The sequence below is a fragment of the Homoserinibacter sp. YIM 151385 genome (genome assembly GCF_027912415.1).
GTDB lineage: Bacteria > Actinomycetota > Actinomycetes > Actinomycetales > Microbacteriaceae > Schumannella.
This window is the reverse complement of record NZ_CP115175.1, coordinates 1,530,907-1,556,803: the sequence shown is the minus strand read 5'-3', so window position 1 is coordinate 1,556,803 and position 25,897 is coordinate 1,530,907. Positions and strand designations below refer to the sequence as shown.

Below are 25,897 nucleotides of genomic sequence, written 5' to 3'. Positions count from 1 at the left end.
CGACGTGGGTGCGGGACGCTGTCCGGCATCGGTCGAGGGGATGCCGGGGAGGGGTCTGGTGCAGCGACAGGGGCGCGTGGGTTAACGACCGAAGGGCCGGACGTCCCGTCCGGCCCTTCGTACGTTTCGAGTCAGGGCGACAACCCGAATATCGCCCTGACTCGCCCCCACATCATCGGCTTGCTTACCCTAGTCAGCCGATGAGCAGTGCCGAGGTGTTGCACCTCGGCGATGCATCAAGAATGCCCGGTCTGCCCCAATCGGAACAGTCATCATTTCGGGGGACTCCTGGGGGACATTTCGCAACACAAACGGGCAGCGAGGCCCGAAAACAAGCCGATTCGGATCCGCGAGCGCGGGATGACGGGGTACATTCTGCCCGTTTCCGCGACATCCGCCGGGGTGCGGGGTCGAGATCGACGGAATCCGTCGTGCGGGCGACGGGATCCGCAGGATCCCGCCGTGATCACCCGCGCAGGTGGCCCCAGGCTCCCGGCGCCGGACGCCGTCGCGGCGCACGCCGGCTCAGCTCCCACTGGCTCGGGCCGCGGACGGGCTCCCGGCGCGACTCGCTCGCGATCCCGTCGAGCGCGACCGCGAGCACCGCCGTGAGGGCCGCGAGCTCCTCGGTCGTCGGCGCCCCGGCGACGATGCGGATGTCGGGCGCCGCGGCGCCCTCGCCCTCCGCGCTCACAGCGGGATGTTCCCGTGCTTCTTGGGGGGCAGCTCGGCCCGCTTCGTGCGGAGCGCGCGCAGCGCCTTGATGATCGCGACGCGCGTCGCCGCCGGCTCGATGACCCCGTCGAGCTCGCCGCGCTCCGCCGCGAGGAACGGCGAGGCGACGTTGTAGGTGTACTCGTTGGCGAGGCGGGTCCGGACGGCCGCGACGTCCTCGCCGGCCTCCTCCGCCTTCCTGATCTCGCCGCGGTAGAGGATGTTGACGGCGCCCTGGCCGCCCATCACGGCGATCTCGGCGGTCGGCCAGGCGAAGTTGAGGTCGGCGCCGAGCTGCTTCGAGCCCATGACGATGTAGGCGCCGCCGTAGGCCTTGCGGGTGATGACGGTCACGAGCGGCACCGTCGCCTCGGCGTAGGCGTAGAGCAGCTTCGCGCCGCGGCGGATGACGCCCGTCCACTCCTGGTCGGTGCCGGGCAGGTAGCCGGGCACGTCGACGAGGGTGATGATCGGGATGTTGAAGGCGTCGCAGAAGCGGACGAAGCGCGCCGCCTTCTCGCCGGCCTCGATGTTGAGGGTGCCGGCCATCTGGTTCGGCTGGTTCGCGATGATGCCGACGCTGCGGCCCTCGACGCGGGCGAAGCCGACGACGATGTTCGGCGCGAAGAGCGGCTGCACCTCGAGGAAGTCGCCGTTGTCGACCACGTGCTCGATGATCTCGTGCACGTCGTAGGGCTGGTTGGGCGAGTCCGGGATGATCGTGTTGAGGCGCCGGTCGGCGTCCGTCGTCTCGAGCTCGACCTCGCTCTCGTACACGACCGGGTCGGCCATGTTGTTGTCCGGCAGGAAGCTGACGAGCCCGCGAGCGTAGTCGAGCGCGTCGTCCTCGTCGTCCGCCATGTAGTGCGAGACGCCCGTGCGCGTGCTGTGGGTGAGCGCCCCGCCGAGCTCCTCCATGCCGACGTCCTCGCCGGTGACGGTCTTGATGACATCCGGGCCTGTGACGAACATCTGGCTCGTCTTGTCGACCATGATCACGAAGTCGGTGAGCGCGGGCGAGTAGACGGCGCCGCCCGCCGCCGGCCCCATGATGATCGAGATCTGGGGGATGACGCCCGAGGCGGCCGTGTTGAGCTTGAAGATCTCGCCGTACTTGCCGAGGGCGACGACGCCCTCCTGGATGCGCGCCCCGCCCGAGTCGAGCATGCCGATGATGGGCACGCCCGTGCGGAGGGCCAGCTGCATGACCTTGATGATCTTCTCGCCCGCGACCTCGCCGAGCGAGCCGCCGAAGATCGTGAAGTCCTGCGCGTAGACGGCCACCTGGCGGCCGTGGATGGTGCCGGTGCCGGTGACGACCGCATCCCCGTACGGCCGGTTGCGGTCCATGCCGAAGGCGTGCGTGCGGTGGCGGACGAACTCGTCGAGCTCGACGAAGCTGCCCTGGTCGAGGAGCTGCTCGATGCGCTCGCGGGCCGTCTTCTTGCCCTTCGCGTGCTGCTTCTGGATCGCGGCCTCGCCCGAGGCGGTCACGGCCTCGTGGTAGCGGTGCTTGAGGTCGGCGATCCGCCCCGCGGTCGTCATCATGTCGGGCGTGGCTGCGTCGTCGGTCACCCGCCCAGACTACCGATCCCCCTCCGGCGCGCGTCTGTCGCCTCCCCACGAGGAACGCGCCGGGATCTTGCAGTGTTCGACGACGCGGCACCGGCTGTTCACCGGGGCGGGGGATGCTGGCCGGATGCACGGCGAGTCGGCGCACGCGGTCTGGGCGGAGTCCCCGCTCCAGCTCCTGGGGGCGGCCGAGTGGGCGGCGGCGACGGGGACGCGGCCAGACGTCGCCTACCGCGTGACCGGACCGGAGATGGCGGCGACCGTGTCCCGGCTCGAGCGGGAGGGCGCGCCGTTCGCGAGCTGCGTGCCGTACCTCGGGATCCCGTGGTCGCTGCTCGCAGGAGCCCGGACCTGGGCGGTCGGGGATGCGCTCTCGGGCCAGTTCCGGCTGGCCTCGGCGGTGCTGCGGCCCCGCGAACTGGTGCTGCTCGACGACGGCGCGCAGGCGCTGCACCTCGCCGCGGCGATCACGGGCGCGGCGCCCTACGCGCGCCCGGGCGTGCCGGAGTCGCGGCTCGCGCGCGACCTCGGCGCGCTCGCGGGCGCCCGGCTCGAGCGGCTCATGGCCCGCGGTCGGCTGCACGCGTTCACGATGTACGCCGACCGGGCGCCGGTCGCGGAGCTCGCGCGCCGCGGCGCGGGCGTGACGGGCCACCGCTTCGCGTGGCTGCGCTCGGTGCGCGATGCGCCCATCCTCGAGCTCCCCGGCGCGCGCGTGCTGCTCGGCAGCGCGCTCAGCGTCGACGGGCGGCTCGCGCAGGAGGCGTATCTCGGCTGGATCGGCCTGCTCGCCTCGGAGGGGGAGCTCGCGTACCTCCCGCACCGCCGCGAGCCGCGCGCCCTGCGGGAGGCCGTCGCCGGCATCCCCGGCGTCATCCGGCTCGCCTCGGAGCTGCCGGTCGAGCTCGCGCTCGCGGGCGCGCGCGAGCCGCTCGAGGTGCACGCGCTGCCGACGAGCGCGCTCTCGAGCCTCGCGCTCGTGCTCGAGGGCTCGGGCTCGCGCCTGCGGCCGACGCCGCTCGAGGCGCTGCGCGCCTGACCGGCCCGCGCGCGGGGCGCGGGGGCGGGTCAGCGCGGGCGGCGGAGGCGGCGGCGCAGCGCCCAGACGGTCACGCGCAGCATCGCCTCGGCGATGATCGCGCCGCTCATCTTGGAGCGGCCGGCGACGCGCTCCGTGAAGGCGATCGGCACCTCGGCGATGCGGAGGCCCGCGTCGTGGGCGCGGAGCGTCATGTCGATCTGGAAGCAGTAGCCGCGCGAGTGCACGCCGTCGAGATCGAGGCCGGCGAGGCGCTCCGCGCGGTAGGCGCGGAAGCCGGCCGTCGCATCCCGCACCGGGATCCCGAGCGCGATGCGCGCGTAGGCGTTGCCGCCGCGGCTGAGCGCACGGCGCAGCCACGGCCAGTCGACGACCCGCCCGCCGGGGACCCAGCGCGAGCCGATCGCGAGATCGGCGCCGGCGTCGAGCGCGTCGAGGAGGGCGGGGAGGCGGTCGGCGGGATGCGAGCCGTCGGCGTCCATCTCGATGACGACCGTCGCGCCATGCTCGATCGCGAGCCGGAAGCCCTCCAGGTAGGCGCGCCCGAGCCCGTCGCGGCGACGTCGGTGGAGGACGCGGATGCGGGGCTCGGCGGCGGCGAGCCGGTCGGCGATCGCGCCCGTGCCGTCGGGGCTGTCGTCGTCGACGACGAGGAGGTCGACGCGGGGGTCCGCCGCGAGGACGAGCGCGGCGGTGCGCTCGAGGTTGTCGGCCTCGTCGAAGGTCGGCATCACGACGAGCGGGCGGGCGGACATCGTCACGACTCTAGGCGATCCCGGGTGCCGCGCCGTGCCCGGGCGGCGACCGCCGGCGCACCTATGCTCGACGCATGAGCGCGAGCGACGGCACCGGGGCGGGCGCCGGCGCGGTCCGCTGGCTGGCGCGCTCGCCCTCCACGAACTCGGCGCTCGCCGCCCTCGCCACGGCCGATCCCGGCCTCCCGCACCTCACGGCGGTCGCGACGCTCGAGCAGACCGCGGGCCGCGGCCGCCTCGACCGCGTCTGGACCGCGCCCGCGGGCGCCTCCCTCGCGGCCTCCGTCCTCATCCGGCTCGAGGCCGGGCGCCTCGCCCCGGAGCAGGCGGGCTGGCTGCCCATCGCGGCGGGCGTCGCGATGACCGCGGCGGTGCGCGCCGCCCTCCCGGCCGCGCGACGCGACGCCGTGCAGCTGAAGTGGCCGAACGACGTGCTCGTGGGGGAGCGGAAGATCTGCGGGATCCTCGCCGAGCTCCTCGTCGACCGCTCGGGCGCCGTCGTCGGCTCGGGGGTCAACACCGCCATGACGGCGGCGCAGCTCCCCGTCGAGACGGCGACCTCGCTCGCGATCGAGGGCGGACGGGTGGACGCGGCGGCGCTCCTCGACGACTACCTCGGCCGCCTGGACGAGCTCGTGCGGGCGCTCGCCGCCCATGACGGCGACGCCGAGCGCTCCGGCCTCCGCGCCTCGGCGAGAGCCGCCTGCGGCACCCTCGGACGCCGGGTGCGTGTCGAGCTGCCCGGGCGGGAGCCCGCGACGGGCCTCGCGACCGACCTGGACGCCGCCGGCCGCCTCCACGTCGTCCTCGACGACGGCACCCCGCTGGATGTCGCGGCGGGCGATGTCGTGCACCTGCGGCACCGGTGATCGCATGAGTCTCGACGATCCGGCGCCGCCCCGACCGCGCGAGGTCGTCGTCGCGAGGCTGCACCCGCACGGCCGCGCGCTGTTCTGGCCGAGCGTGCTGCTCGTGGCCGTCCTCGGCGGGGCGGGCTGGGCGCTCGGCGCGCTCGCGGAGGACTGGCAGCGCATCGCGGTGCTCGGGGCGGCTGCGCTGCTCGTCGTCCTCGGCGTCCTCGGCCCGCTCCTGCGCTGGCTCTCGACATCGGCGACGATCACGAGCCGCCGCGTCGTGCTACGCCACGGCATCCTGGTCCGCACCCGGCAGGAGCTGCTCCACAGCCGCGGCTACGACGTGACGGTGCGCCGACGCGGCCTGCAGGGCCTGTTCGGGAGCGGCGACGTGCTCGTGAACTCGGGTCTCGAGCAGCCGATCCGCCTCCGAGACGTGCCGAGCGCGATCCTCGTGCAGGCCTCCCTCTCGGAGCTGATGGAGGCCGCCTCGACGACCGTCTCCGGCCGCCGCCAGCAGGAGCAGGCGCGCCGTGCGACGGGCGATCTCGGGCCCCGGTGACGCGCCGTCACGAGCGTGTAACGTTCTCCGGGTGAAGATCTCGGTCATCGGATGCGGCTATCTCGGCGCGGTCCACGCGGCCTGCATGGCCGAACTCGGGCACGACGTCATCGGCATCGATGTGGACCCCGGCAAGGTCGCCACCCTCGCCGCCGGCTCGGCCCCCTTCTTCGAGCCGGGGCTCCCCGAGCTGCTCGCCTCCGGCCGCGATTCCGGACGCCTCCGCTTCAGCACGGACATGGCGGAGGCCGCCGGCGCCGAGGTGCACTTCGTCGCCGTCGGGACCCCGCAGCAGGCGGGCAGCGAGGCCGCCGACCTCCGCTTCGTCGACGCCGCGATCGACGCCCTCCTCCCGCACCTGGGCGCGGGCGCCCTCGTGGTCGGCAAGTCGACCGTCCCCGTCGGCACGGCCGCCCGCCTCGCGGAGAAGGTCGCCGCGACGGGCGCGACGCTCGCCTGGAACCCCGAGTTCCTGCGCGAGGGCTTCGCCGTCCAGGACACCCTCCACCCCGACCGCCTCGTGTACGGCGTCGCCGACGGCGACGAGCGCGCGGCCGCCCAGCTCGACGCGATCTACGCGAGCGCCCTCGCCGACGAGACCCCGCGGCTCGTCGCCGACTTCGCGACCGCCGAGCTCGTCAAGGTGAGCGCGAACGCCTTCCTCGCGACGAAGATCTCCTTCATCAACGCGATGGCGGAGGTCGCGGAGGCCACCGGTGCCGACGTCACCGTCCTCGCGGACGCGATCGGGCACGACGCGCGCATCGGCCGCCGCTTCCTCAACTCCGGCATCGGCTTCGGCGGCGGCTGCCTCCCGAAGGACATCCGCGCCTTCATGGCCCGCGCCGAGGAGCTCGGCGTCGGGCACTCGGTCGGCTTCCTCAAGGAGGTCGACGCGATCAACCTGCGCCGCCGCGATCGCGTCGTCGAGCTCGCCGTCGAGGCGCTCGGCGGGGATGCCGCGGGGCGCCGCGTCGCCGTGCTCGGCCTCGCCTTCAAGCCCGACTCGGACGACGTCCGCGACTCGCCCGCCCTCGATGTCGCGGCCCGCCTCCGTGCGCTCGGCGTCGAGGTGCGCGCCTTCGACCCGGAGGCGATCGAGACGGCGCGCCGCATCCACCCCGAGCTCGGCTACGCGGCGAGCGCCGAGGAGGCGCTCGAGGGTGCCGAGGCGGTGCTCGTCCTCACGGAGTGGAAGGCCTTCCGCGCCCTCGACCCCGAGACGGTCGGCTCAGCGGTCGCGCAGCGAGCCGTCGTCGACGGCCGCAACTGCCTCGACCCCGCCGTCTGGCGCGAGGCCGGCTGGACGTACCGCGCTCCCGGCCGCCCCTGAGCCCTCGGACCCTGAGCCCCCGGCGTCGGCCGCCCGGGCCGCCGCGGCATCCCGCTCCGCCTCGGTGAGGCGCTCGCCGCGCCGCGGCGCGAACACCCAGCTGCGGTAGAGCGCGAAGCGGAACGCCGTGCCGAGGCCGAGGCCGACGACGTTCGCGGCCACGTTGTCGGCGAGCACCGACTCGAAGCCGAGCAGATAGCGCGACACCCAGAGGCAGAGCAGGCCGATGCCCATGCCGCCGACGCTCACGATCCCGAACTCGACCCCCTCCCGCACGACCCGGCGGCCGCGGTGCTCGCGGAAGGTCCAGAAGCGGTTGCCGACCCAGTTCGCGCCGATCGCCACCGAGGTCGAGACGGCCTTCGCGATGACCGGCCCCTCGTGGAGCCGGTCCGGGTGCAGGACGGTCGCGATGAGCAGGTTGAAGATGCCGAGATCGATGAGGAAGCCGACCCCGCCGACCACGCCGAAGCGGGCGAACTGCGTGAGCAGGGCGCGCATCCAGGGGCCCTCTCGTCGGGGATAGGCTCGAGCGTGCGGCAGTCTAGCCGCCCGCCCTGCGACAGATTCGGAGCCCCTCGTGATCATCGGCGTCATCGGCGGCGGGCAGCTCGCCCGCATGATGATCCCCCCGGCCGTCGGCCTGGGGCTCGAGCTCCGCGTCCTCGCGGAGGAGCCGGGGATGTCGGCCGCGCTCGCGGCGACGCAGGTCGGCGACTACCGGGATGCGGCGACGGTCCTCGACTTCGCCCGCGGCGTCGACGTGGTCACCTTCGATCACGAGCACGTGCCGCAGGCGGTGCTGCGCGAGCTCGTCGAGGCGGGCGTGCGCGTGCACCCGGGCCCCGGTGCGCTCGCCGTCGCCCAGGACAAGATCACGATGCGCGAGCGGCTCGCCGAGCTCGGCGCGCCCGTCCCCGCCTGGGCGAGGGTCCGGGACGCCGCCGAGCTCGCCGACTTCCTCGAGGCGCACGGCGGCGCGGCCGTCGTGAAGACCCCGCGCGGCGGCTACGACGGCAAGGGCGTGCGCGTGGTCCGCGCCGCCGATCAGGCCGACGACTGGTTCCTCGCGGTCGCCGAGCACGGCGCGGATGCCGCCCTCCTCGTCGAGGAGCTCGTCGACTTCCGCCGCGAGCTCGCGCAGTCCGTCGCCCGCCGCCCCTCCGGCGAGCTGCGCGCCTGGCCGCTCGTCGAGACGGTGCAGCGCGACGGGGTCTGCGCCGAGGTGACCGCCCCGGCCCCCGACTCGGAGGCGCTCGCCGGCCCCGCCGCGGAGCTCGCCGCATCCATCGCCAACGGGCTGGAGGTGACCGGCGTCCTCGCGGTGGAGCTGTTCGAGACGCGCGACGGCCGGCTCCTCGTCAACGAGCTCGCGATGCGCCCCCACAACACCGGCCACTGGACGATCGACGGCGCCGTGACGAGCCAGTTCGAGCAGCACCTGCGGGCCGTCGCCGATCTGCCGCTCGGCGACCCGGCGCCGACCGCGCCCTGGAGCGTCATGGTCAACGTGCTCGGCGGGCCCGCCGACGGCCCCATGCCGATCCGCTACCCCGAGGCGCTCGCCGCGCGGCCGGAGACGAGGTTCCACTTCTACGGCAAGGCCTCCCGCCCCGGGCGCAAGGTCGGCCACGTGACGACGACGGGCGGCGAGCCGGGCGAGACGCTCGCGCGGGCGCGTGCCGCAGCGGGGTTCTTCGAGGGTTGAGCCCTAGCATGGCATCCGTGCCAGCGACCCCCGCCCCCGAGAACGCCGCCCCGGTGCCGCCCGTCGCCATCGTCATGGGCTCCGACTCCGACTGGCCCACCATGCAGGCGGCGGCCGAGATCCTCGCCGAGCTCGGCGTCGAGGCCGAGGTCGAGGTCGTCTCCGCGCATCGCACCCCCAAGCGCATGCTCGCCTTCGCCGAGGAGGCCGCCGGCCGCGGCACCCGCGTCATCATCGCGGGCGCGGGCGGCGCCGCCCACCTCCCCGGCATGATCGCGTCCCTCACGACGCTCCCCGTCGTCGGCGTCCCGGTGCCGCTCTCGCGGCTCGACGGCCTCGACTCCCTCCTCTCGATCGTGCAGATGCCGGCCGGCATCCCCGTCGCGACCGTCTCCATCGGCGGGGCCAAGAACGCGGGGATCCTCGCGGCCCGCATCCTCGCCACCTCGGACCGGGCGCTGCAGGCCCGGCTCGAGGACTACGCCGCCGGGCTCGAGGAGCTCGTGGCGCAGAAGAACGCGGACCTGCAGCGCGGCCGGTGAGCGCGGCCCTCCCCGTCCGCTACCCGGACACCGGCTCCCCCTCCGTGATGACGCGGCGGGGCTGGTGGCTCGTCCTCCTCGGGATCCTCATCCCCGGCTCCGCGCAGGTGCTCGCCGGCAGCCGCCGTCTCGGCCGCTTCGGGCTCGGCGCGACCCTGCTGCTCTGGGTCCTCGCGGTGCTCGGCGTCCTCGGCTTCGTGCTGTTCCGCACGCAGGCCCTCACCGTGCTCACCAACTCGATCGCGCTCTGGGCGATCGTCGCCCTCATCGCCTTCTACGGCATCCTGTGGATCGTCCTCGGGCTCGACACGCTCCGCCTCGTGCGGCTCGTGAAGACGCGGCCGAGCGCGCGCGGGGCCATCGCGATGCTGTCCGTCGTCGCCCTCGCCGCGACGACCGGCGGCGCCGCATTCGGGGTGGTGAACATCGTCTCCGGCATCGGCCTCCTCGACCAGGTGTTCTCGGGCGGGAACGTCGCCGAGCCGATCGACGGGCGCTACAACATCCTCCTCCTCGGCGGCGACGCCGGGGCCGACCGCCAGGGCCTGCGGCCCGACAGCATCTCGGTCGTGAGCATCGAGGCGGCGACCGGCGCGGTCTCCATCTTCGGCATCCCGCGCAACCTCCAGCGCGCGCCCTTCTCCGAGGGCTCGCCGCTGTATCAGGACTTCCCGAACGGCTACGACTGCGGCGACGAGTGCCTCGTCAGCTACCTGTGGACCTACGGGCACGAGCACCCCGACCTCTACCCCGAGGCGCTGGATGCCGGCAGCGACCCCGGCATCGAGGCCATGCGGGATGCGGCCGAGGGGATCACGGGGCTCGCGATCCAGTACTACGTGCTCATCGACATGCAGGGCTTCACCGACCTCATCGACGCGCTCGGCGGCGTCGAGATCGACGTGAAGCAGGATCTGCCGATCGGGCCCAACACCGACCAGTACGGCAACCCGAAGGAACCGGACGGCTACCTGCGGGCCGGCAAGCGCACCCTGAACGGCGCGGAGGCGCTCTGGTACGCGCGCTCGCGCTACGGCACGACCGACTACGACCGCATGAAGCGGCAGCGCGAGGTGCAGGAGGCGATCCTGTCGCAGGCCGACCCCGCGAACGTGATCGCGCGGTTCCAGGCGGTCGCGCAGGCGAGCGGCGAGGTCGTCTCGACCGACATCCCGCAGGGGATGCTCGGGCACTTCGCCGACCTGGCCGAGAAGAGCCGCGAGCACGACATCACGGACGTCGAGTTCGTGCCGCCGGAGTGGGACCCGGTGTACCCGGACTACGCGGCGATCCACGCCGAGGTCGCGCGCGCCAACCGGCCCGCGACGCCGAGCCCGGCACCGTAGCGCCCCCGCTGGTCGAGGAGCGGAGCGTCCCGATCCTCGGAGATCCGGCGCGATCGGCACCGGATCGAGGGCGTCCGGCTGAGTTCTTCGAGAATCGGCACGGCTGCGAGGGACGAAGAGGACCCCAGGGCGATCTGCCGACGAGCGGGAAGCGGGGGAGGGCGCCTAGCGGCGGCGGGTGAGCACGCGCTCGCGGAGGGCGAGCGCGTCGGCGACGGCGCGCGTCACCGGCCAGGCGGTGAGCTCCTCGAGCAGCGTCCAGGCGGGGCTCGGGTCGAGGTCGATCGCGACGAAGTCGCCCTCGGGCGTGCGGCGGAGGTCGATCGAGGCGGTCGAGAGGTCGAGGCGGAGCATGAGCGCCGACACCGCGTCGAAGACGGGGTCGGGCAGCTCGGTGCGGCGGACCCCGTGGTCGGCGAAGGCGAGGTCGAGCGGCAGGTCGGCGGGCCGGCCCTCGAGCTCGACCGCGAACATCGCGGAGCCGACGACGACGACCCGCACATCGACGCCCTGCACGACGGGCTGGAGCACGAGCTCCCCCTCCGCCTCGCGGAGCCGCTCCGAGAGGCGCTCCTCGCCGCCGACGGGCGAGCTGCCCCACCAGTCGTCGGCCCGGCGGATCAGCGCGCTCGAGACGACCTCGTCGCCGCGGTGCTCGCGGAGGAAGTCGAGGGCGGCCTCCGGGTCGCGCGTCACGAGGGTGCGCGGCAGCGAGAGCCCGGCCTCGACCGCGGCCGACCAGAACAGCGGCCGGCGGCGGGCACGGCGGTCGCGCACCGGGTCGTTCATCCAGGAGAGCTCGAGCGCCGAGAGCACGCCCTCGAGCGCCTCCGTGTCGGCGATCCTGCTGCCGAGCTCGGCGGGGCCCGAGCCGAGACCCGCGAGCGCGCCCGTGTAGACGGCCGGCGGGAGGCGGCGCCACCAGCCGACGCGGGCGCGGTCGAGCTCGATCGAGCGGGCGTCGCAGCGCAGCGATGCGCGGCGGGCGACGCCGTGCCCGCCCGGCGCGGCGTCGAACGCGAGCTCGACCTCGAAGCGTCGATCGGCATCCACGACCGCCACCTCGTGGCCGGTGCCCTCGAGGCGGTGGACGACGGCGGCGACCTGCGGGTCGCCGGGCTCCGAGACGATGAGGATCATGCGCGGAAGCTCCAGGTGAGGGAGGCGCGGTGCAGTGCGGCGGGCACGGGTGCGGCGCCGGTCATCGGGCCCGACGCCGCGTCCTCGGGTGCTCTGCCCGGATGGGCCGTGATCGCGGGGGATGCGGTGGGGGCCTCCGCACTCGCGGCCGCGGCGGCGGAGGAGGCGATGACTGGGGTCACGTCGGCTCTCCGTTCCGGGACGCCGTCAGGGTTCGGCGCGTGCTCATATCGTGGCCTCCGGTTCCAGCCGCCCGCATCGGGGGAAACCCTGAGCCGCTAGATTCGGTGCATGGAGCAGCCCGTGAGGGACGACGCCCCGCGGCCGATCGACCGGCCCCTGCGGGTCGCGGTCGCCGACGACGCGATGCTGCTGCGGGAGGGGATCGGCAAGGTCCTCGCGGACGGCGGCGCGGAGGTCGTCGCCTCGGTCGGCTCGGGCGAGGAGCTCGTGGAGGCGGTCCTCGCGGACGGCGTCGACGTCGCGGTGCTCGACATCCGGATGCCGCCCGCCTTCCGCGACGAGGGGATCGTCGCGCTGGAGTCGCTCCGGGCGCAGGGCTCGACGATCGGCGTCCTGCTCCTGTCCATGTACGCGACGCCGGAGTACGCGATGCGCGCGCTCGCGGCGGGCGCCGGCACGGGCTACCTCCTCAAGGAGCGCGTCGCGGAGCCGCGCCGTCTCGTCTCCGCCGTCGAGACGGTCGCCGCGGGCGGCACGGTGGTGGATCCGGAGGTCGTCGGGCAGATGATCCAGCGCCCCCGCGTCGACAGCCCCATCGACTCGCTCACGACGCGCGAGCTCGCGGTCCTCGAGTGCATGGCGCAGGGCAACTCGAACGCGGGCATCTCGCGCACCCTGTTCCTCGGCGTGAAGACGGTCGAGACCCACGTGCGGAGCATCATGCAGAAGCTGGGGCTGGCCGAGTCGCCCGACAACCACCGCCGCGTCCTCGCGGTGCTCGCCTACCTCGGCTCGCGATGAGCGGGCCGGCCCCCACACCGCGACGGCGCGCGCTCGTCGTCGTCCTCATCCTCCTCGGGCCCGCGATCACCCTCGTCATGCAGGTCCTCGGCTACGAGGCCACCGCCGAGCCGTCCCGGCCCGAGATCGCGTGGACGACCCTGCACGCCGCAGTCGCCTTCGTGTTCGCGGGCTCCGCGATCGTCGCGTACCGGGTCGGGGAGCCGCGCCTCCCGGTCGTGCTCATGGCGATCATGGGCTACCTGTGGATCCCGCAGACCTTCTTCTCGGTGATCGCGGGACTCGGCGGGGTGTGGCCGCTCCTGCGCAGCATCGACCTCGTCTGGGCGCTCGCGCTGGGGCTGCTCGCGAACGCGTACCCGCGCGGCGTGTTCCGCGGGCGCACCTCGGCGATCCTCCTGGTGCTCGGCATCGGCGTCTCCGTCATCCGCTTCCTCGCCGTGATCCTGCTCGACCAGCCGGACCAGCCGGACTGCGAGTGCGCGCCGAACATCTACGCGATCGCCGAGGACCCGGAGCTCTTCGCGGGAATCGACCTCGGCTACCGGGTGATCGGCGCCGGCATCATCATGTTCGTCGCGGGCCGGCTGTTCTGGCACTGGTTCCGCTCGAGCGCCCCCGCGCGGACGGTCGCCTTCGTCATGCCGATCGGCCTCATCGCCTGGACGGCCGCCCTCGTCGTCGAGGCGGTCAGCTACGCCATGACCCGCCCCGACGCCGGCCATCTCGTCGTGACGAGCGCGACCGTCGGGCCGGTCGCGATCGTCTCCCTCTTCGCGGTCGCCTCGGTGCCGATCTGCTACGTCGCCGGCAGCCTCCACATCCGGGCGATGCGGGGCCGCGTCGCCGACCTCATGGGGATCACGCGCGAGGGCGTGGATCGGAGCGTGTGGCGGAGCTCGCTCGCGACGACGCTGCAGGACCCCGGCGTCGAGGTCTACTGGTGGGACGAGGAGGACGGCGTCTACCGCGACGAGGGGGACGGGGTCGTCGACCTGCCGCTCGCGGCGGGGGAGCCGAGCCGAACCCTGCTCCCGATCGACGCCGCCGACGGCACGCCGGTCGCGGTCATCCGCCACGACCGGGCGCTCAGCGAGAACGACCGCCTCCTCGACGGCGTCTCGGCGGCGCTCCGCCTCGCGGTCGACAACGGGAAGCTGCGCAGCGAGCTGGAGCGCAACCTCGAGGACGTCCGCGAGTCGCGTCAGCGCATCGTCGAGGCGGCGAACGAGGCGCGCAAGCGGCTCGAGCGCGACCTCCACGACGGCTCGCAGCAGCAGCTCGTCGCCCTCTCGATGGAGCTCCGCACGATCTGCACGGCGGCGCGCCAGCAGGGCGCGTCGGCGCTCGCCGAGGAGCTCGAGGAGGCGATCACGCGCCTCGCGACGGCGCTGCGCGAGCTCCGCCAGCTGGCGCACGGCATCCACCCGACGGTCCTCGCGGAGGGCGGGCTGGAGCTCGCGATGCGCGAGCTCGCGGGCCGCAGCCCGATCCCGGTCGACGTCGAGGCCGAGGGGGAGCTCGGCCGCGGCCTCCCCGAGCTCATCGAGTCGACGGCCTACTTCGTCGCGAGCGAGGGGCTTGTGAACGCCGCGAAGCACTCGCGTGCGCGCCAGGTGTGGCTGCGCGTCGAGGGCGACGGCGAGCGGGTGCGCATGACGATCCGCGACAACGGGATCGGCGGGGCCAGCGAGCTCGCCGGCACCGGCATCCTCGGGCTCGTGGACCGGGTGGATGCCGTGGGCGGCTCACTCCGGATCCGCAGCCCGCGCGGCGAGGGGACGACGATCGAGGTCGAGCTGCCGCTTGCGTCGCCGGTGGCCGCGGTCTAGGTTGGAAGGCTGTCTCGCGTCACGCGAGGCGAATCTGCAGGCTGAGACGGGGAGGCACCCATGACCGAGATCACGACCGCGGACACCGCCGGGATCATCGTCCGCGCCGTCCGCACCCGCCGACCGCAGGCGTCTCCGGGGAGCTGACGGCACCGGCCCCGCCTCACTCGGCGGTCTGCAGCAGGGCGGACCGCAGCACTCCACCACCACGCACATCCGGGGCGCCCACGCGCGCCCCACGGACTCCCGGAAGAGTCATGCCCTCACGCGCTCCTGCGTCCCCGTCCCCCGTCCCCGCCCGCTCCGCGAGCACGTTCCGCGTGCTGATGCGGCTGTGGCCCTTCGTGAAGCCCGCCGCCCCGCGCATCGGCCTCGGCATGGGCGCGGCCCTCCTCGCGGGCGTCGTCGCGCTCGTGATCCCCGTGATCCTCCAGCAGCTCGTCGACGGGCCGCTCTCGACCGGCGACGGCGCGCAGATCTGGCCGGCCGTCGGCATCGTGCTCGTGCTCGGCGTGCTGGAGGCGATCATGATCGCGCTCCGCCGCTGGTTCGTCCTGACGCCCGGCACCCACGTCGAGGCGACCATGCGCAACACCCTCTACGCGAAGCTGCAGGACCTCCCGGTCGCCTTCCACGACCGCTGGCAGTCCGGGCAGCTCCTCTCGCGCGCCGTCAGCGATCTCGGCCTCATCCGCCGATGGCTGTCCTTCGGCATCGTGCTGCTCATCGTCAACATCGTGACGATCGTGATCGGCTTCGTCGTCCTCTTCTTCTGGAGCTGGATCCTCGGCCTCGTGTTCCTCGTGGCGAGCATCCCGCTCTGGGTCTACGGCTTCGTGTTCGAGCGGCGGTACCACGTCGTCGCGCGGCGCAGCCAGGATCAGCAGGGCGATCTCGCGACGGCGGTCGAGGAGAGCGTCCACGGCATCCGCGTGCTCAAGGCCTTCGGCCGCGGCGCGTACTCGCTCGAGCGCTTCAGCCGCCAGGCGGAGGAGCTCCGCGGCACCGAGATCGAGAAGGCGAAGGCGGTCGCGGGCATCTGGCTCTGGCTGCTGCTCGTGCCGGATGTGGCCTTCGCGCTCTGCCTCCTCGGCGGCGTGTGGCTCGCCTCCACTGGGGCGATGACGCCGGGCGAGCTCTTCGCGTTCTTCGCGACCGCGACCGTGCTGCGCTTCCCGATCGAGTCGATCGGGTTCCTGCTGTCGATGACGCTCGACACCCGCACCGCGGTCGAGCGGCTCTTCGAGGTGCTCGACGAGGACAACCCGATCACGGAGCCCGCATCGCCCCGCACGATCGAGGAGCCCCGCGGCCGACTCGTCTTCGAGGGCGCGCGATTCCGCTACCAGGACTCGCCCGCGCAGTTCCCGGACCTGCTCGGCGGCATCGACCTCGAGCTCGCGCCGGGCGAGACGATGGCGCTCGTCGGGCTCACGGGGTCGGGCAAGACGACGCTCACGGCGCTCGCGACCCGCCTCTACGACGTGACGGGCGGGCGCGTCCTGCTCGACGGGGTCGACATCCGCGACCTCACCCGGCAGGAGCTGCGCACGCGCATCGCGATGGCCTTCGAGGATGCGACCCTCTTCTCCGCCTCGGTGCGCGAGAACGTGCTGCTCGGACGCCCGGAGCTGGACGCGCCGGAGCGCGCCGAGGAGGCGCAGCGGGTGCTCGACGAGGCGCTCGACGTCGCCCAGGCGGGCTTCACGCGGGAGCTCCCGGACGGCCTCGACACGACCGTCGGCGAAGAGGGGCTGAGCCTCTCGGGCGGCCAGCGGCAGCGCCTCGCGCTCGCCCGCGCGGTCGCCGCGAAGCCGAGCGTGCTCGTGCTCGACGACCCCCTCTCGGCGCTCGACGTGGACACCGAGGCGAAGGTCGAGGCGGGCCTGCGCCGCATCCTCGGCGACACGACGGCGCTCATCGTCGCGCATCGGCCCTCGACGGTGACGCTCGCGGACCGCGTCGCGCTCCTCGAGAACGGGCGCATCACGGCGGTCGGGGAGCACTCCGAGCTGCTCGCCTCCAACGAGCACTACCGCTACGTGATCTCCTCGCTCGACGAGGAGGAGGCCGCGCGGCGGGCGTCGCCGCGATCCGGCGACATCGACCGCGACCCCGAGACGGGAGCCCTGCACGTGATCGAGCCGCACGACGACGACATGGACGAGGAGGCGGGACGATGAGCGTCACGGGCGTCGAGGGCGAGGAGCGGGAGACCTACACGCGCGAGGAGAGCCGGGCGATCCGGCGGCGCTCGATGCGCCTGCTCGGCTCCCTGCTGGCTCCGCTCAAGGGGCGCCTCGTCCTCACGGCCGTCGTCGTCGTCGTGTCGACGGCGCTGCAGGTCGCCGGCCCCGCGCTCATCGCCTACGGCATCGACTCGGCCCTCCCGCGGCTCATCGACTCGCAGGACTGGATGCCGGTCGTGCTCGTCGTGGCGATCTACATCCTCGTCGGCATCGCGGGCGCGATCCTCATCGCGCAGTACACGGTGCTGTCGGCGCGGATCAGCCAGGCGATCCTCTTCGACCTGCGCAAGCGGGTGTTCCTCCACGCGCAGCGGCTGAGCCTCGAGTTCCACGAGAAGTACACCTCGGGACGCATCATCGCGCGCCAGACGAGCGACCTGGACTCGATCCGCGAGCTCCTCGACTCGGGCATCAACGGGCTCATCCGCGGCATCCTCTACTCGGGCTTCGTCGCGATCGCGCTCGTCGCGCTCGACCCCGTCTCGGGGCTCGTGCTCGCGGGGGCGCTCGTGCCGCTGCTGCTGCTCACGCGCTGGTTCCAGGTGCGCTCGCAGACGCTGTTCCGTGCGACGCGGACCACCTCGGCACGCCTCATCGTCCACTTCGTGGAGTCGATGACCGGCATCCGCGCGGTCCAGGCCTTCCGCAAGGAGAAGCGCAACGAGCGGCACTTCGGCGGCCTCGTCGAGGACTACCGGGATGCGAACGCGCGCGTCATCCAGCTCTTCGGCGTCTTCGATCCGGGGCTCATCCTCATCGGCAACGTGACCGTCGCGGTCGTGCTGCTCGTGGGCGGCTTCCGGGTGCTCGACGGGGCGATCGAGATCGGCGCGCTGCTCGCGATCGTGCTCTACACCCGCCGCTTCTTCGACCCCATGGAGGAGATGGCGATGTTCTACAACTCCTACCAGTCGGCGGCGGCGGCGCTCGAGAAGATCTCGGGCGTCCTCGAGGAGCGGCCGAGCGTGCCGGACCCCCGGCGGCCGGTCGACCTGTGGGAGGCGAAGGGCGCGGTCCGCTTCGAGGACGTGACCTTCGCGTACCGGTCGGATCGGGTGATCCTGCCCGAGTTCTCGCTCGACATCCCCGCGGGCCAGACGATCGCGCTCGTCGGCTCGACGGGCGCCGGCAAGTCGACGCTCGCGAAGCTCATCTCGCGCTTCTACGACCCGAGCGAGGGCCGGGTGACGCTCGACGGCGTCGACCTCCGCGACCTCCACCCGAAGGATCTGCGCCGCGCGATCGTCATGGTCACGCAGGAGGCGTACCTGTTCTCCGGCTCGGTCGCCGACAACATCGCGCTCGGGAAGCCGGGGGCGTCCTTCGACGAGATCGTGACGGCGGCCCGCGCGGTCGGCGCGCACGAGTTCATCATGTCGCTGCCCGACGGCTACGACACGGATGTGAACAAGCGCGGCGGGCGCGTCTCGGCGGGCCAGCGGCAGCTGCTCTCCTTCGCGCGCGCGTTCCTCGCGGATCCTGCGGTGCTCATCCTCGACGAGGCGACGGCCTCGCTCGACATCCCCTCCGAGCGGCTCGTGCAGGAGGGCCTCACGACCCTCCTCGCCGACCGGACGGCGGTCATCATCGCGCACCGGCTCTCGACGGTCGCGATCGCGGACCGCGTGCTCGTCATGGAGCACGGGCGGATCGTCGAGGACGGGAGCCCCGAGGATCTCATCTCCGGCACCGGGCGCTTCGCGCAGCTCCACGCCGCCTGGCGGGACTCGCTGGTCTGACGACGACGGACCGGCTCAGCCGCTGATCCTCGTCGCCGGACGACGAGGATCAGCGGCTGAGCCGATCGGCACACGCCGACGTCAGTCGAGCGCCTCGGAGTGCGCCGCGCCCTCCGTCCAGGCGTAGGTGGTGCCGCCGATGCGGAAGCTCGTCCAGTCGCCGCAGCGCAGGCCCTCCGCGGGCGAGAGCTCGGGCCACCAGGCGCCGCCCACGGAGGGGCGCCCCTCGATGGCGGTCGGCTCGCAGCCCTCGGCCACGGTCTCCTCGGCGGCGTCGTAGCGCATCGCCTTCGCGTCGTCGGCGTAGCGGATGCGGATGCCGGTCGCGTCCTCCGGGACGAAGGCGGGCGGCGAGGTCTCGAACTGATCGGACCAGTACGGGGTGTCGCGATACTCCGCGTAGTGCTGCTCCCGAGCGCCGTCGCCGACGATCGCGCCGAGTCCCGCGAAGGAGGCGCAGCCGGTCAGCGCGAGCAGCGCGAGACCGGCGAGCGGGGCGGCGAGGAGGTAGCCGGTCGACTTGGTGTCCATGCTCACGAGTCAAGCCGCGCGGCCGTCCGGTGTCGTCGGCCTGCGGGCTCGAGCGCGTCATCCTGCAGGCTGATCCGGCATCGGCCCCCGGGCGCGCTTCCGGTCTCAGCCGTGCCAGCGCGCGGCGTCCAGCCGGACGCGGATGCCGCCGGCGGCGGTCCGGCGCAGCGGCGTCCCCTCCGCCTCGTAGTGCTCGGCGGCGCGCGCCTCGTGCCCGACCGGCGGCTCGCCGGAGGCGCGCACGACCCGCCACCACGGGACCTCGGCGCCGGCGTGCGCCATGACCTGCCCGACGCCGCGGGCGGCACGCGAGCCGATCGCGGCCGCGACATCCCCGTAGCTCATGACGTGCCCGGGCGGGATGGCCTCGACGACCGCGAGCACCCGCTCGACGAACTCCGCGGAGGGTCCGGGCACCGGCTCAGCGCCCGGCGATCAGAGCTCGAGCGAGCCGAGCTTGTCGCCGTAGGGCGTCTCCCCGACGACCGAGAAGCCGACGGCCTTGAAGAACTCCTCGGGGCCGGCCTCGCCGGACTCCCACACGACGGTGAGGGTGTGGAAGCCGCGCGAGCGCGCCTCCTCGGCGAGCGCGTGCACCGCGAACTTCCCCACGCCGCGGCCCTGCGCCTCGGCGGCGACGTTGACGCGCCAGAGCGCGCTGCGCAGGTAGTCCTCGTCGGCCTCCGCGTCGAAGTTGCCCATGATGTAGCCGACGACCTCGTCGCCGTCGAGGACGACGCGCGGCCACGAGTTCGAGGGGTCGAGCCCGTCCTCCAGGTGCGTGTAGGTGGTGGGGGCGACGAACGCCTCCTGGCCCGGCTTGAGCGTGAGCCCGTTCGCCGCGGCGATCGTCCTCGCCGTCAGCTCCTGCAGCGTGAGTCCCGACATAGGGGACAGGCTAGCCGCTCGCCGCGGGCGAGGGGAGGGCGTCTCGATCGGCCCGCGGCGGCAGTTCTCTCGATGTCGAGATAACGCCCGCAGAAGGTAGGCTGGGCCGCGGCCGTGGACGCGGTCGCACAGAGAAGGGTTGCTTGTGGTCGAGAAGATCAAGGTCGAAGGCACGGTCGTCGAGCTCGACGGCGACGAGATGACGAGGATCATCTGGCAGTTCATCAAGGACCGCCTCATCCACCCGTACCTCGACCTCGAGCTCGAGTACTACGACCTCGGCATCGAGCACCGCGACGCGACCGACGACCAGGTCACCGTGGATGCCGCCCACGCCATCCAGAAGCACGGCGTCGGCGTGAAGTGCGCGACCATCACCCCCGACGAGGCCCGCGTCGAGGAGTTCGGCCTCAAGAAGATGTGGCGCTCGCCCAACGGCACCATCCGCAACATCCTCGGCGGCGTCATCTTCCGCGAGCCGATCATCATCTCGAACATCCCCCGCCTCGTGCCCGGCTGGAACAAGCCGATCATCGTCGGGCGCCACGCCTTCGGCGACCAGTACCGCGCGACCGACTTCGTCTTCGACGGCCCCGGCACGCTCACCGTCTCCTTCCAGCCGCAGGACGGCTCGGAGGCGCAGTCCTTCGAGGTCTTCCAGGCGCCTGGCGGCGGCGTCGCGATGGCGATGTACAACCTCGACGAGTCGATCCGCGACTTCGCCCGGGCCTCGCTCAACTACGGGCTCGCGCGGAACTACCCGGTGTACCTCTCGACGAAGAACACGATCCTCAAGGCCTACGACGGCCGCTTCAAGGACCTGTTCCAGGAGGTCTTCGACGCGGAGTTCAAGGAGAAGTTCGACGCGGCCGGCCTCACCTACGAGCACCGCCTCATCGACGACATGGTCGCCTCCGCGCTCAAGTGGGAGGGCGGCTACGTCTGGGCCACGAAGAACTACGACGGCGACGTCCAGTCGGACACCGTCGCGCAGGGCTTCGGCTCGCTCGGCCTCATGACCTCCGTGCTCACGACGCCCGACGGGAAGATCGTCGAGGCGGAGGCCGCGCACGGCACCGTCACCCGCCACTACCGCCAGCACCAGCAGGGCAAGCCGACCTCCACGAACCCGATCGCGTCGATCTACGCGTGGACCCGCGGCCTCCAGCACCGCGGCAAGCTCGACGGCAACGAGGCGCTCATCGAGTTCGCCTCCACCCTCGAGGACGTCGTCGTCACGACGGTCGAGTCCGGCAAGATGACGAAGGACCTCGCGCTCCTCGTCGGCCCCGAGCAGGAGTGGCAGACGACCGAGGACTTCCTCGCGACGCTCGACGAGAACCTCCAGGCGCGACTCGGCTGAGTCCCGCCAGACGACGAGGGCCCCGGAGCGATCGCTCCGGGGCCCTCGTCGTGGTGCGGCCGGGGTCAGCTGCAGAGCTCGCCGATCGCCGCGAAGGCGTCGGTGTACTCCTTCATCGTCGCCGAGAACTTCTTCTGGTCGAACGAGGCCGGGTCCTCGCCGATCGTCCGGACCTGCTCGGTGAGCCCGTCGAGCGCCTCGCTCGCGGTCACCGTCGCGGCCTTGACCTCCTCGTTGCCGGAGGCGGCGGATGCCTCGTCGAGCGAGGCGCCGAACTCCTCGAGGCTCGCGATCGCGGCCTCCGGGTCGGTGGTGGCCTCCTGGATCGACTCGTTGAGCGTGTCGCCGCTCGCCTGCAGCGCGGACTGCAGGTCGGCGCAGGCCTCCTCGACGCTCTGGCCGCCGGTCGTCTCCTCCTCGGCGGGGGCGCTGGCGGCGGTGTCGGGCTCCTCGGCCTCGGGGGCCGGCGCCGAGCAGCCGGCGAGGAGCAGGAGGGCGAGGCCGGTCCCGGCGAGGGCGGCGGTGGTGCGGGTGCGGAGGTTCATGGGATCCCTTGGTGTCGAGAAACGTGAGGTGTCCTCTTACGCTAGTCGCGTCGCGCTCGCTTGTCGCGGGGGACCACTCCCCATCCCGATGAGGGCCCCGTCATGTACATCTCGCGGATCCCCGCGTTCCCCGTCGATGCACTCCTCGCGGCGGGTCGTCGAGCCCGCCCCGACCGGCGCATATCGGGCGCTCTGCGGCTTCGCGACGGCGAACTGACGGTCGTCGCACTCGACCCGACGGCGTGACGGCTTCCGGCATCCGGAACCACGCCGCGATCGAGGGTGTGGACAGTCGAGATCGCGGCTCGAGCCTCCTGCGAGGATCGCCGCATGATCGCCAAGCCGACCGCCATCATCTACATCGACGGCTTCAACCTGTACTACGGCCGACTCCGCGACTCGTCGTCGAAGTGGCTCGACATCCAGGCGCTCTTCGACGATCTCCTCCCGCGATACGACGTCATCAAGGTGAGATACTTCACCGCCCGGGTGAAGGCGGCCGCGAGCCCCGCCGATCCGCAGGCGCCCGAGCGGCAGAAGGCGTACCTCAATGCGCTCGCGGGCCTTCCGCGAGTCGAGGTCACGGAGGGCAGCTTCACGATCCACAAGTCCTACGCGAGAAGGCGATATCCGAGCAGGTGGGCCCGGGTCATACCGGTGCCGAGGCGACTGCGCGAGCGCCACCTGGTCAAGATCTGGAAGGTCGAGGAGAAGGGATCCGACGTCAATCTCGGTGCATACCTCGTCTTGGACGCGGCTCGCGGTGCGGCAGATCTCCAGGTTCTGGTGACGAACGACTCCGACCTCGCGGAGCCGGCGAGGATCGTCGGCTCGCAGTTCGGGCAACAGATCGCTCTGTGCTTCCCGCGGAAGACGCGAAGTCGTGCGCTCGTCGCGGTGCCGCATGCCTTCGTGCTCAGCGTCTCAGACGCGGCGATCGCGAGGAACCAGCTTCCGAATCCCGTCGAGGTGGGCGGCAAGAGCTATTACCGGCCTGCAGCATGGGGCACATGAAAAGGCCCCGGTAGTCACCGGGGCCTCGGCCTACCGGCGATACGGCGGGCGATGTGAGGCAAGCGTACCTGATGGCGATCGCCGCACGCATCCGGCACACGGTCACCGAGCTGTCCGACCGGACCTCGCGGGTCAGGACCCGATGAACGCGTCCGTCGCGACGCGCCGCACCCCCGCGCGGCGGAGCGCCGGCCGCAGCTCGCGGATGAGCGCGGGCGGTCCCGACACGGCGGCGTGCCGGCCGGCGGCATCCGGGACCGCCTCGAGCAGGCGCTCCGCGTCGAGCCGCCCGCCCAGCCACGACCAGTGCTCCGGCATCCGCACGAGCGTGTCGGGAGCGGCGAGCAGCACCCGGATCCGCCCGCCCGCGGCGGCCGTCGCCGCGCCGAGCTGGGGCGCGTAGGCGATCTCGTCGGTCGAGGACACGGCGAGGACGAGCACCGCATCCCGCCCCTCGGCCGCCGCCTGCGCGAGCTGCGGCACGAAGGGGGTGACCCCGATCCCGCCCGCGACGAGCAGCAGCGGGATGCCGGGGTCGCGCGGCAGCAGGAAGTCGCCCGAGACGCCGGTCGCGGTCAGGCGCGAGCCCGGCTCCAGCTCGAGGAGGGCGCGCTTGAAGCTCGACGAGCGCTCGGGCGGGACCCGCAGGCCGAGCCGGAGCGTGCCGTCCTCCTCGGGCGCGGAGGCGACGCTGAAGGTCCGACGGGTGCCGCGGCTGTCGGGCCGGCGGTGCGGCACCGTGAGCTCGAGGTACTGGCCGGCGCGCACCGGGACGGCGCGCTCGGGGCGCAGCTCGATCTCCCAGCTCGTCGGGGTCAGGCGGCGGGTGCCGAGCAGCTCGAGGCGGATCGCGCGGCGGGGCGCGAGGAGGGCCGAGAGCAGGTTGCCGGTCACGAGCGCGAGCTCGGGCGTCATGTAGAGGCCGAGCGTGAGGGGCCCGAGCGCGGGACCGGGCAGCGCGAGCGGCAGCGCCGTGAGGAGGCCGACGAGACCCGCGACGAGCAGGCGCTGCCAGGCGCGTGGCGGGAGGGTGAGCGGCTCGGTGAGCATGAAGCCTGCGAGGAAGACGAGCGGCGTCGAGAGCAGCGTCGAGGTCAGGGCGCTCGCAAGGTCGGTGCCCGAGAGCATGAGTCGCACGGTCAGCGCGACCGCGCCGACCGCGATCGCGAGGCCGACGACGCCGCCCCGCCGGGTGCGGATCGCGATCGCGATGGTGCCGAGCGCGACGAGCGGCAGGAGCGGCGGCGCCGCGATCCACCAGGTGCTGAAGCCGAGGCCGAGGACGCCGACGACGAGCACGCCCGCCGCCGCGGGGTTGAGGAGGTGGCGCCCCGACCGCACGACGAGGTACTTCGAGGCGCTCGCCAGGCTCGCCGCGAGCGCGACCGCGAGGAGGCCGGCGGGCTCCAGGGAGGGCGGCATGATCGCCGCGACGAGCCCCGCCGTGATGAGGCTCGACTCGGGGTGCGCCGGCAGCTCCCGGAGCCGCGCGATGAGGGCGTTGACCCCGACCGCGACGAGGAGCGCGACCGCGATCGAGGCGAGCAGCGCGAGCGGGCTGAAGAACAGCTCCCCGACCGCGGCGAGCACGACGCCGCCCGCGAGCAGCAGCGCGAGGAGCAGCCACACGAGCCGGTACATCGTGACGCGCCCGAGGACGCCGTCGATCCAGCCGACGATCCGGCTCATGCGAACACCTCTCCCTGGAAGCCGGGGGAGTGCTCGACCCGGCCGTCCGACATCATCCTCGTCCACTCGAAGGACGGCGCGCCCGGCGCGGCCGCCAGCTCGGCCGGGTCCGCCACGAACAGCGCCGTCGCGAGGCCGTCGGCCCACATCGCCTCCACGGTCGTCACCCAGGTCGCGGCGACCTCCCGTGCCGGCAGCCCCGTGAGGGCGTCGAGGATGTGGTGCGCGTCGCCCCAGGCGCGCCGGTTCGCGGCGCTCGCCGCGAGCGCGCCGCCCTCGAGCACCGCGACGCCGATCGCCCGGCTCCGGTCGCCCGGGTGCTCGAGCGCGATCCGCTCCGGCCGCCCGGGCACCGCGCCCCGCCCGCGGTGCCGGAGGTCGCCGCTCGCGTCGACGAGCGAGTCGGGGTGGCCGAGCTCCGCGAGGAGCGCGCCCACGAGGTCGACGAGCAGGCCCTTGCCGGCCGCGCCGACATCCAGCAGCGCCGGCCTCGCGAGATCGAGGTGCTCGCCGTCCCAGGCGAGCACGTCTCCCCACGCCGCGGCGGGGAGCGGCGGGCCGCTCGGGGCGAGCCGGTACGCCGCGTCGTAGCCGAGCCGCTCCAGCGAGCGGCCGACGAGCGGCGAGACGCGGCCGAGCGTCGCCCCGTGCAGGATGCGGTACAGCTCGAGCAGGCCGGCCGCCTCCGCGGGCAGCCGGTGCCGCCCGGGCTCGCGCGACATCCGGGTGACGAGCGAGTCCTCGCGGAAGCGCGACCAGTCGAGGTCGAAGCGCGCGATGCGCTCCGCGACGGCGGCGCGCGCGGATGCCGGGACCGGCTCCGGCGTCTCGACCGTCCACGCGGTGCCGATCGCCTCGAAGGCCCAGCGGGCGGGCGGGGCGCTCATCGTCAGGCCGCGGCGTCGGCCTTGATCTGCTCGACCGCCTCGTCGAAGCCGCCGCTCGTGAGCGAGGAGCCGGCGACGCGCGTCACGTCGAGCTCGTCGATCGGCTTGCCGACGACCTCGTCGGCGATGCCGCTCGCGAACTGGTTCTGGAACTGCACGGCGTTGCCGCCGGTCGCCTCCGGCGTGACCGTGACGGCCGTGACGACGCCGCTCTCGAGGGTCAGCTCGACGCCGATCGACTCGGTGCCGCCGGGCGACTGGTAGGAGCCCTCCGCGCTGTAGGTGCCGTCCGCGTAGTCGCCGGAGCCGGTGCCGGAGCCGGTGCCCGCGTCCGAGCCGGTGTCGCCGCGGTCGGATCCCGTCTCGGCGTCGTCGGCGGGGGCGCTGCAGCCGGCGAGGGCCGCGGCGATCCCGAGGCCCGCGGCGGCCACCGCGAGGGGGCGCGCGCGGCGCAGTCGGGGGAGGAGGTCGTGCTCGGAGGAGATGGTCATCTCGGGACTCCAACGGGTCGGGGGCGGCGGACCGGGCGACGATGCCTCCTCCCAGCATCCCGGTCGCGCTGTGCGCAGCCTGTGAGAGCGCTCCACGATGCGGGCGGGCGGGTGACGGAA

The 25,897-nt window shown here is 73.3% G+C and carries 26 protein-coding genes; 13 read left to right on the top strand and 13 right to left on the bottom strand.

From position 1 onward, the window contains the following. Nucleotides 1-466: 466 nt before the first annotated feature. Complete coding sequence (locus OF852_RS07575) at nt 467-694, bottom strand: acyl-CoA carboxylase epsilon subunit (protein WP_271118569.1); 228 nt, start codon at nt 692-694, stop codon at nt 467-469. Next, nucleotides 691-2,262, bottom strand: coding sequence for an acyl-CoA carboxylase subunit beta (locus OF852_RS07570; protein WP_271121135.1), 1,572 nt, complete (start codon nt 2,260-2,262; stop codon nt 691-693). Before OF852_RS07570 ends, OF852_RS07575 begins: the two co-directional genes overlap by 4 nt. 151 nt (nt 2,263-2,413) lie before the next feature. Between OF852_RS07570 and OF852_RS07565 the strand changes: the two genes are divergently transcribed. Beyond that, nucleotides 2,414-3,325, top strand: coding sequence for a hypothetical protein (locus OF852_RS07565; protein ID WP_271118568.1), 912 nt, complete (start codon nt 2,414-2,416; stop codon nt 3,323-3,325). Nucleotides 3,326-3,354: 29 nt separating this feature from the next. Here OF852_RS07565 and OF852_RS07560 read toward each other — a convergent pair whose 3' ends face one another. Continuing rightward, on the bottom strand, nt 3,355-4,080 hold the full coding sequence (locus OF852_RS07560) for a polyprenol monophosphomannose synthase (protein WP_271118567.1): 726 nt from the start codon (nt 4,078-4,080) through the stop codon (nt 3,355-3,357). Between the two features lie 74 nt (nt 4,081-4,154). Between OF852_RS07560 and OF852_RS07555 the strand changes: the two genes are divergently transcribed. Genes OF852_RS07555 through OF852_RS07545 form a run of 3 tightly spaced genes read left to right on the top strand, consistent with a single transcriptional unit; the run spans nt 4,155 to nt 6,829 of the window. After that, nucleotides 4,155-4,949, top strand: coding sequence for a biotin--[acetyl-CoA-carboxylase] ligase (locus OF852_RS07555; protein WP_271118566.1), 795 nt, complete (start codon nt 4,155-4,157; stop codon nt 4,947-4,949). A 4-nt stretch (nt 4,950-4,953) separates the two neighbouring features. Further along, nucleotides 4,954-5,496, top strand: coding sequence for a PH domain-containing protein (locus tag OF852_RS07550; protein WP_271118565.1), 543 nt, complete (start codon nt 4,954-4,956; stop codon nt 5,494-5,496). Between the two features lie 31 nt (nt 5,497-5,527). After that, complete coding sequence (locus tag OF852_RS07545; RefSeq protein WP_271118564.1) at nt 5,528-6,829, top strand: UDP-glucose dehydrogenase family protein; 1,302 nt, start codon at nt 5,528-5,530, stop codon at nt 6,827-6,829. Here the strand turns inward: OF852_RS07545 and OF852_RS07540 are convergent. Then, entirely contained in the window at nt 6,728-7,330 is a 603-nt protein-coding gene (locus OF852_RS07540) for a GtrA family protein (RefSeq protein WP_271118563.1), read from the bottom strand. The genes OF852_RS07545 and OF852_RS07540 overlap by 102 nt on opposite strands. Before the next feature lie 118 nt (nt 7,331-7,448). Between OF852_RS07540 and OF852_RS07535 the strand changes: the two genes are divergently transcribed. The 3 genes from OF852_RS07535 to OF852_RS07525 are packed head-to-tail and all read left to right on the top strand — an operon-like array spanning nt 7,449 to nt 10,425. Next, nucleotides 7,449-8,537 carry a 5-(carboxyamino)imidazole ribonucleotide synthase gene (locus OF852_RS07535; RefSeq protein ID WP_271121134.1) on the top strand — a complete coding sequence of 363 codons (1,089 nt, stop codon included), beginning with the start codon at nt 7,449-7,451 and terminating at the stop codon, nt 8,535-8,537. A gap of 8 nt (nt 8,538-8,545) precedes the next feature. Beyond that, nucleotides 8,546-9,079 carry a 5-(carboxyamino)imidazole ribonucleotide mutase gene (gene purE / locus OF852_RS07530; RefSeq protein ID WP_271118562.1) on the top strand — a complete coding sequence of 178 codons (534 nt, stop codon included), beginning with the start codon at nt 8,546-8,548 and terminating at the stop codon, nt 9,077-9,079. Next, nucleotides 9,076-10,425, top strand: coding sequence for an LCP family protein (locus OF852_RS07525; RefSeq protein WP_271118561.1), 1,350 nt, complete (start codon nt 9,076-9,078; stop codon nt 10,423-10,425). The genes purE and OF852_RS07525 overlap by 4 nt, the downstream gene beginning before the upstream one ends. Nucleotides 10,426-10,590: 165 nt before the next feature. On the opposite strand, the gene OF852_RS07520 is transcribed toward OF852_RS07525, so the two are convergent. After that, the gene (locus OF852_RS07520) at nt 10,591-11,565 is read right to left on the bottom strand and encodes a hypothetical protein (protein ID WP_271118560.1); all 975 of its coding nucleotides are present in this window, start codon (nt 11,563-11,565) and stop codon (nt 10,591-10,593) included. Further along, entirely contained in the window at nt 11,562-11,747 is a 186-nt protein-coding gene (locus OF852_RS07515) for a hypothetical protein (RefSeq protein WP_271118559.1), read from the bottom strand. Before OF852_RS07515 ends, OF852_RS07520 begins: the two co-directional genes overlap by 4 nt. 109 nt (nt 11,748-11,856) lie before the next feature. Between OF852_RS07515 and OF852_RS07510 the strand changes: the two genes are divergently transcribed. The 4 genes from OF852_RS07510 to OF852_RS07495 all read left to right on the top strand — a co-directional run bounded on the left by OF852_RS07510 (nt 11,857) and on the right by OF852_RS07495 (nt 18,369). After that, complete coding sequence (locus tag OF852_RS07510) at nt 11,857-12,549, top strand: response regulator transcription factor (protein WP_271118558.1); 693 nt, start codon at nt 11,857-11,859, stop codon at nt 12,547-12,549. Then, the gene (locus OF852_RS07505; protein ID WP_271118557.1) at nt 12,546-14,381 is read left to right on the top strand and encodes a sensor histidine kinase; all 1,836 of its coding nucleotides are present in this window, start codon (nt 12,546-12,548) and stop codon (nt 14,379-14,381) included. The genes OF852_RS07510 and OF852_RS07505 overlap by 4 nt, the downstream gene beginning before the upstream one ends. A gap of 257 nt (nt 14,382-14,638) precedes the next feature. Further along, nucleotides 14,639-16,564, top strand: coding sequence for an ABC transporter ATP-binding protein (locus tag OF852_RS07500; protein ID WP_271118556.1), 1,926 nt, complete (start codon nt 14,639-14,641; stop codon nt 16,562-16,564). Beyond that, nucleotides 16,561-18,369, top strand: coding sequence for an ABC transporter ATP-binding protein (locus tag OF852_RS07495; RefSeq protein WP_271118555.1), 1,809 nt, complete (start codon nt 16,561-16,563; stop codon nt 18,367-18,369). The genes OF852_RS07500 and OF852_RS07495 overlap by 4 nt, the downstream gene beginning before the upstream one ends. Before the next feature lie 81 nt (nt 18,370-18,450). On the opposite strand, the gene OF852_RS07490 is transcribed toward OF852_RS07495, so the two are convergent. The 3 genes from OF852_RS07490 to OF852_RS07480 form a co-directional block, all read right to left on the bottom strand. Then, complete coding sequence (locus OF852_RS07490; protein ID WP_271118554.1) at nt 18,451-18,906, bottom strand: hypothetical protein; 456 nt, start codon at nt 18,904-18,906, stop codon at nt 18,451-18,453. 99 nt (nt 18,907-19,005) lie between these two features. Continuing rightward, nucleotides 19,006-19,317, bottom strand: a complete 312-nt coding sequence (locus OF852_RS07485; RefSeq protein ID WP_271118553.1) for an MGMT family protein — start codon at nt 19,315-19,317, stop codon at nt 19,006-19,008. Between the two features lie 18 nt (nt 19,318-19,335). Continuing rightward, nucleotides 19,336-19,788 carry a GNAT family N-acetyltransferase gene (locus tag OF852_RS07480; RefSeq protein WP_271118552.1) on the bottom strand — a complete coding sequence of 151 codons (453 nt, stop codon included), beginning with the start codon at nt 19,786-19,788 and terminating at the stop codon, nt 19,336-19,338. Nucleotides 19,789-19,987: 199 nt separating this feature from the next. On the opposite strand from OF852_RS07480, the gene OF852_RS07475 reads away from it, so the two are divergent. Beyond that, nucleotides 19,988-21,151 carry an NADP-dependent isocitrate dehydrogenase gene (locus OF852_RS07475; protein WP_271121133.1) on the top strand — a complete coding sequence of 388 codons (1,164 nt, stop codon included), beginning with the start codon at nt 19,988-19,990 and terminating at the stop codon, nt 21,149-21,151. A 65-nt stretch (nt 21,152-21,216) separates the two neighbouring features. Here OF852_RS07475 and OF852_RS07470 read toward each other — a convergent pair whose 3' ends face one another. After that, a complete protein-coding gene (locus OF852_RS07470) occupies nt 21,217-21,696 on the bottom strand; it encodes a hypothetical protein (RefSeq protein WP_271118551.1) in 480 nt (159 codons plus the stop codon). A gap of 330 nt (nt 21,697-22,026) precedes the next feature. Between OF852_RS07470 and OF852_RS07465 the strand changes: the two genes are divergently transcribed. Continuing rightward, complete coding sequence (locus tag OF852_RS07465; protein ID WP_271118550.1) at nt 22,027-22,710, top strand: NYN domain-containing protein; 684 nt, start codon at nt 22,027-22,029, stop codon at nt 22,708-22,710. Between the two features lie 132 nt (nt 22,711-22,842). Here OF852_RS07465 and OF852_RS07460 read toward each other — a convergent pair whose 3' ends face one another. From OF852_RS07460 to OF852_RS07450, 3 genes are read right to left on the bottom strand one after another with little or no spacing between them, the layout of a single operon-like run. Further along, nucleotides 22,843-24,399: an FAD-dependent oxidoreductase gene (locus tag OF852_RS07460; protein ID WP_271118549.1), complete on the bottom strand. Its 1,557-nt coding sequence runs from the start codon at nt 24,397-24,399 to the stop codon at nt 22,843-22,845. After that, a complete protein-coding gene (locus OF852_RS07455) occupies nt 24,396-25,286 on the bottom strand; it encodes an FAD:protein FMN transferase (RefSeq protein ID WP_271118548.1) in 891 nt (296 codons plus the stop codon). The genes OF852_RS07460 and OF852_RS07455 overlap by 4 nt, the downstream gene beginning before the upstream one ends. Before the next feature lie 2 nt (nt 25,287-25,288). Beyond that, entirely contained in the window at nt 25,289-25,777 is a 489-nt protein-coding gene (locus OF852_RS07450; protein ID WP_271118547.1) for an FMN-binding protein, read from the bottom strand. Between the last annotated feature and the right edge of the window lie 120 nt (nt 25,778-25,897).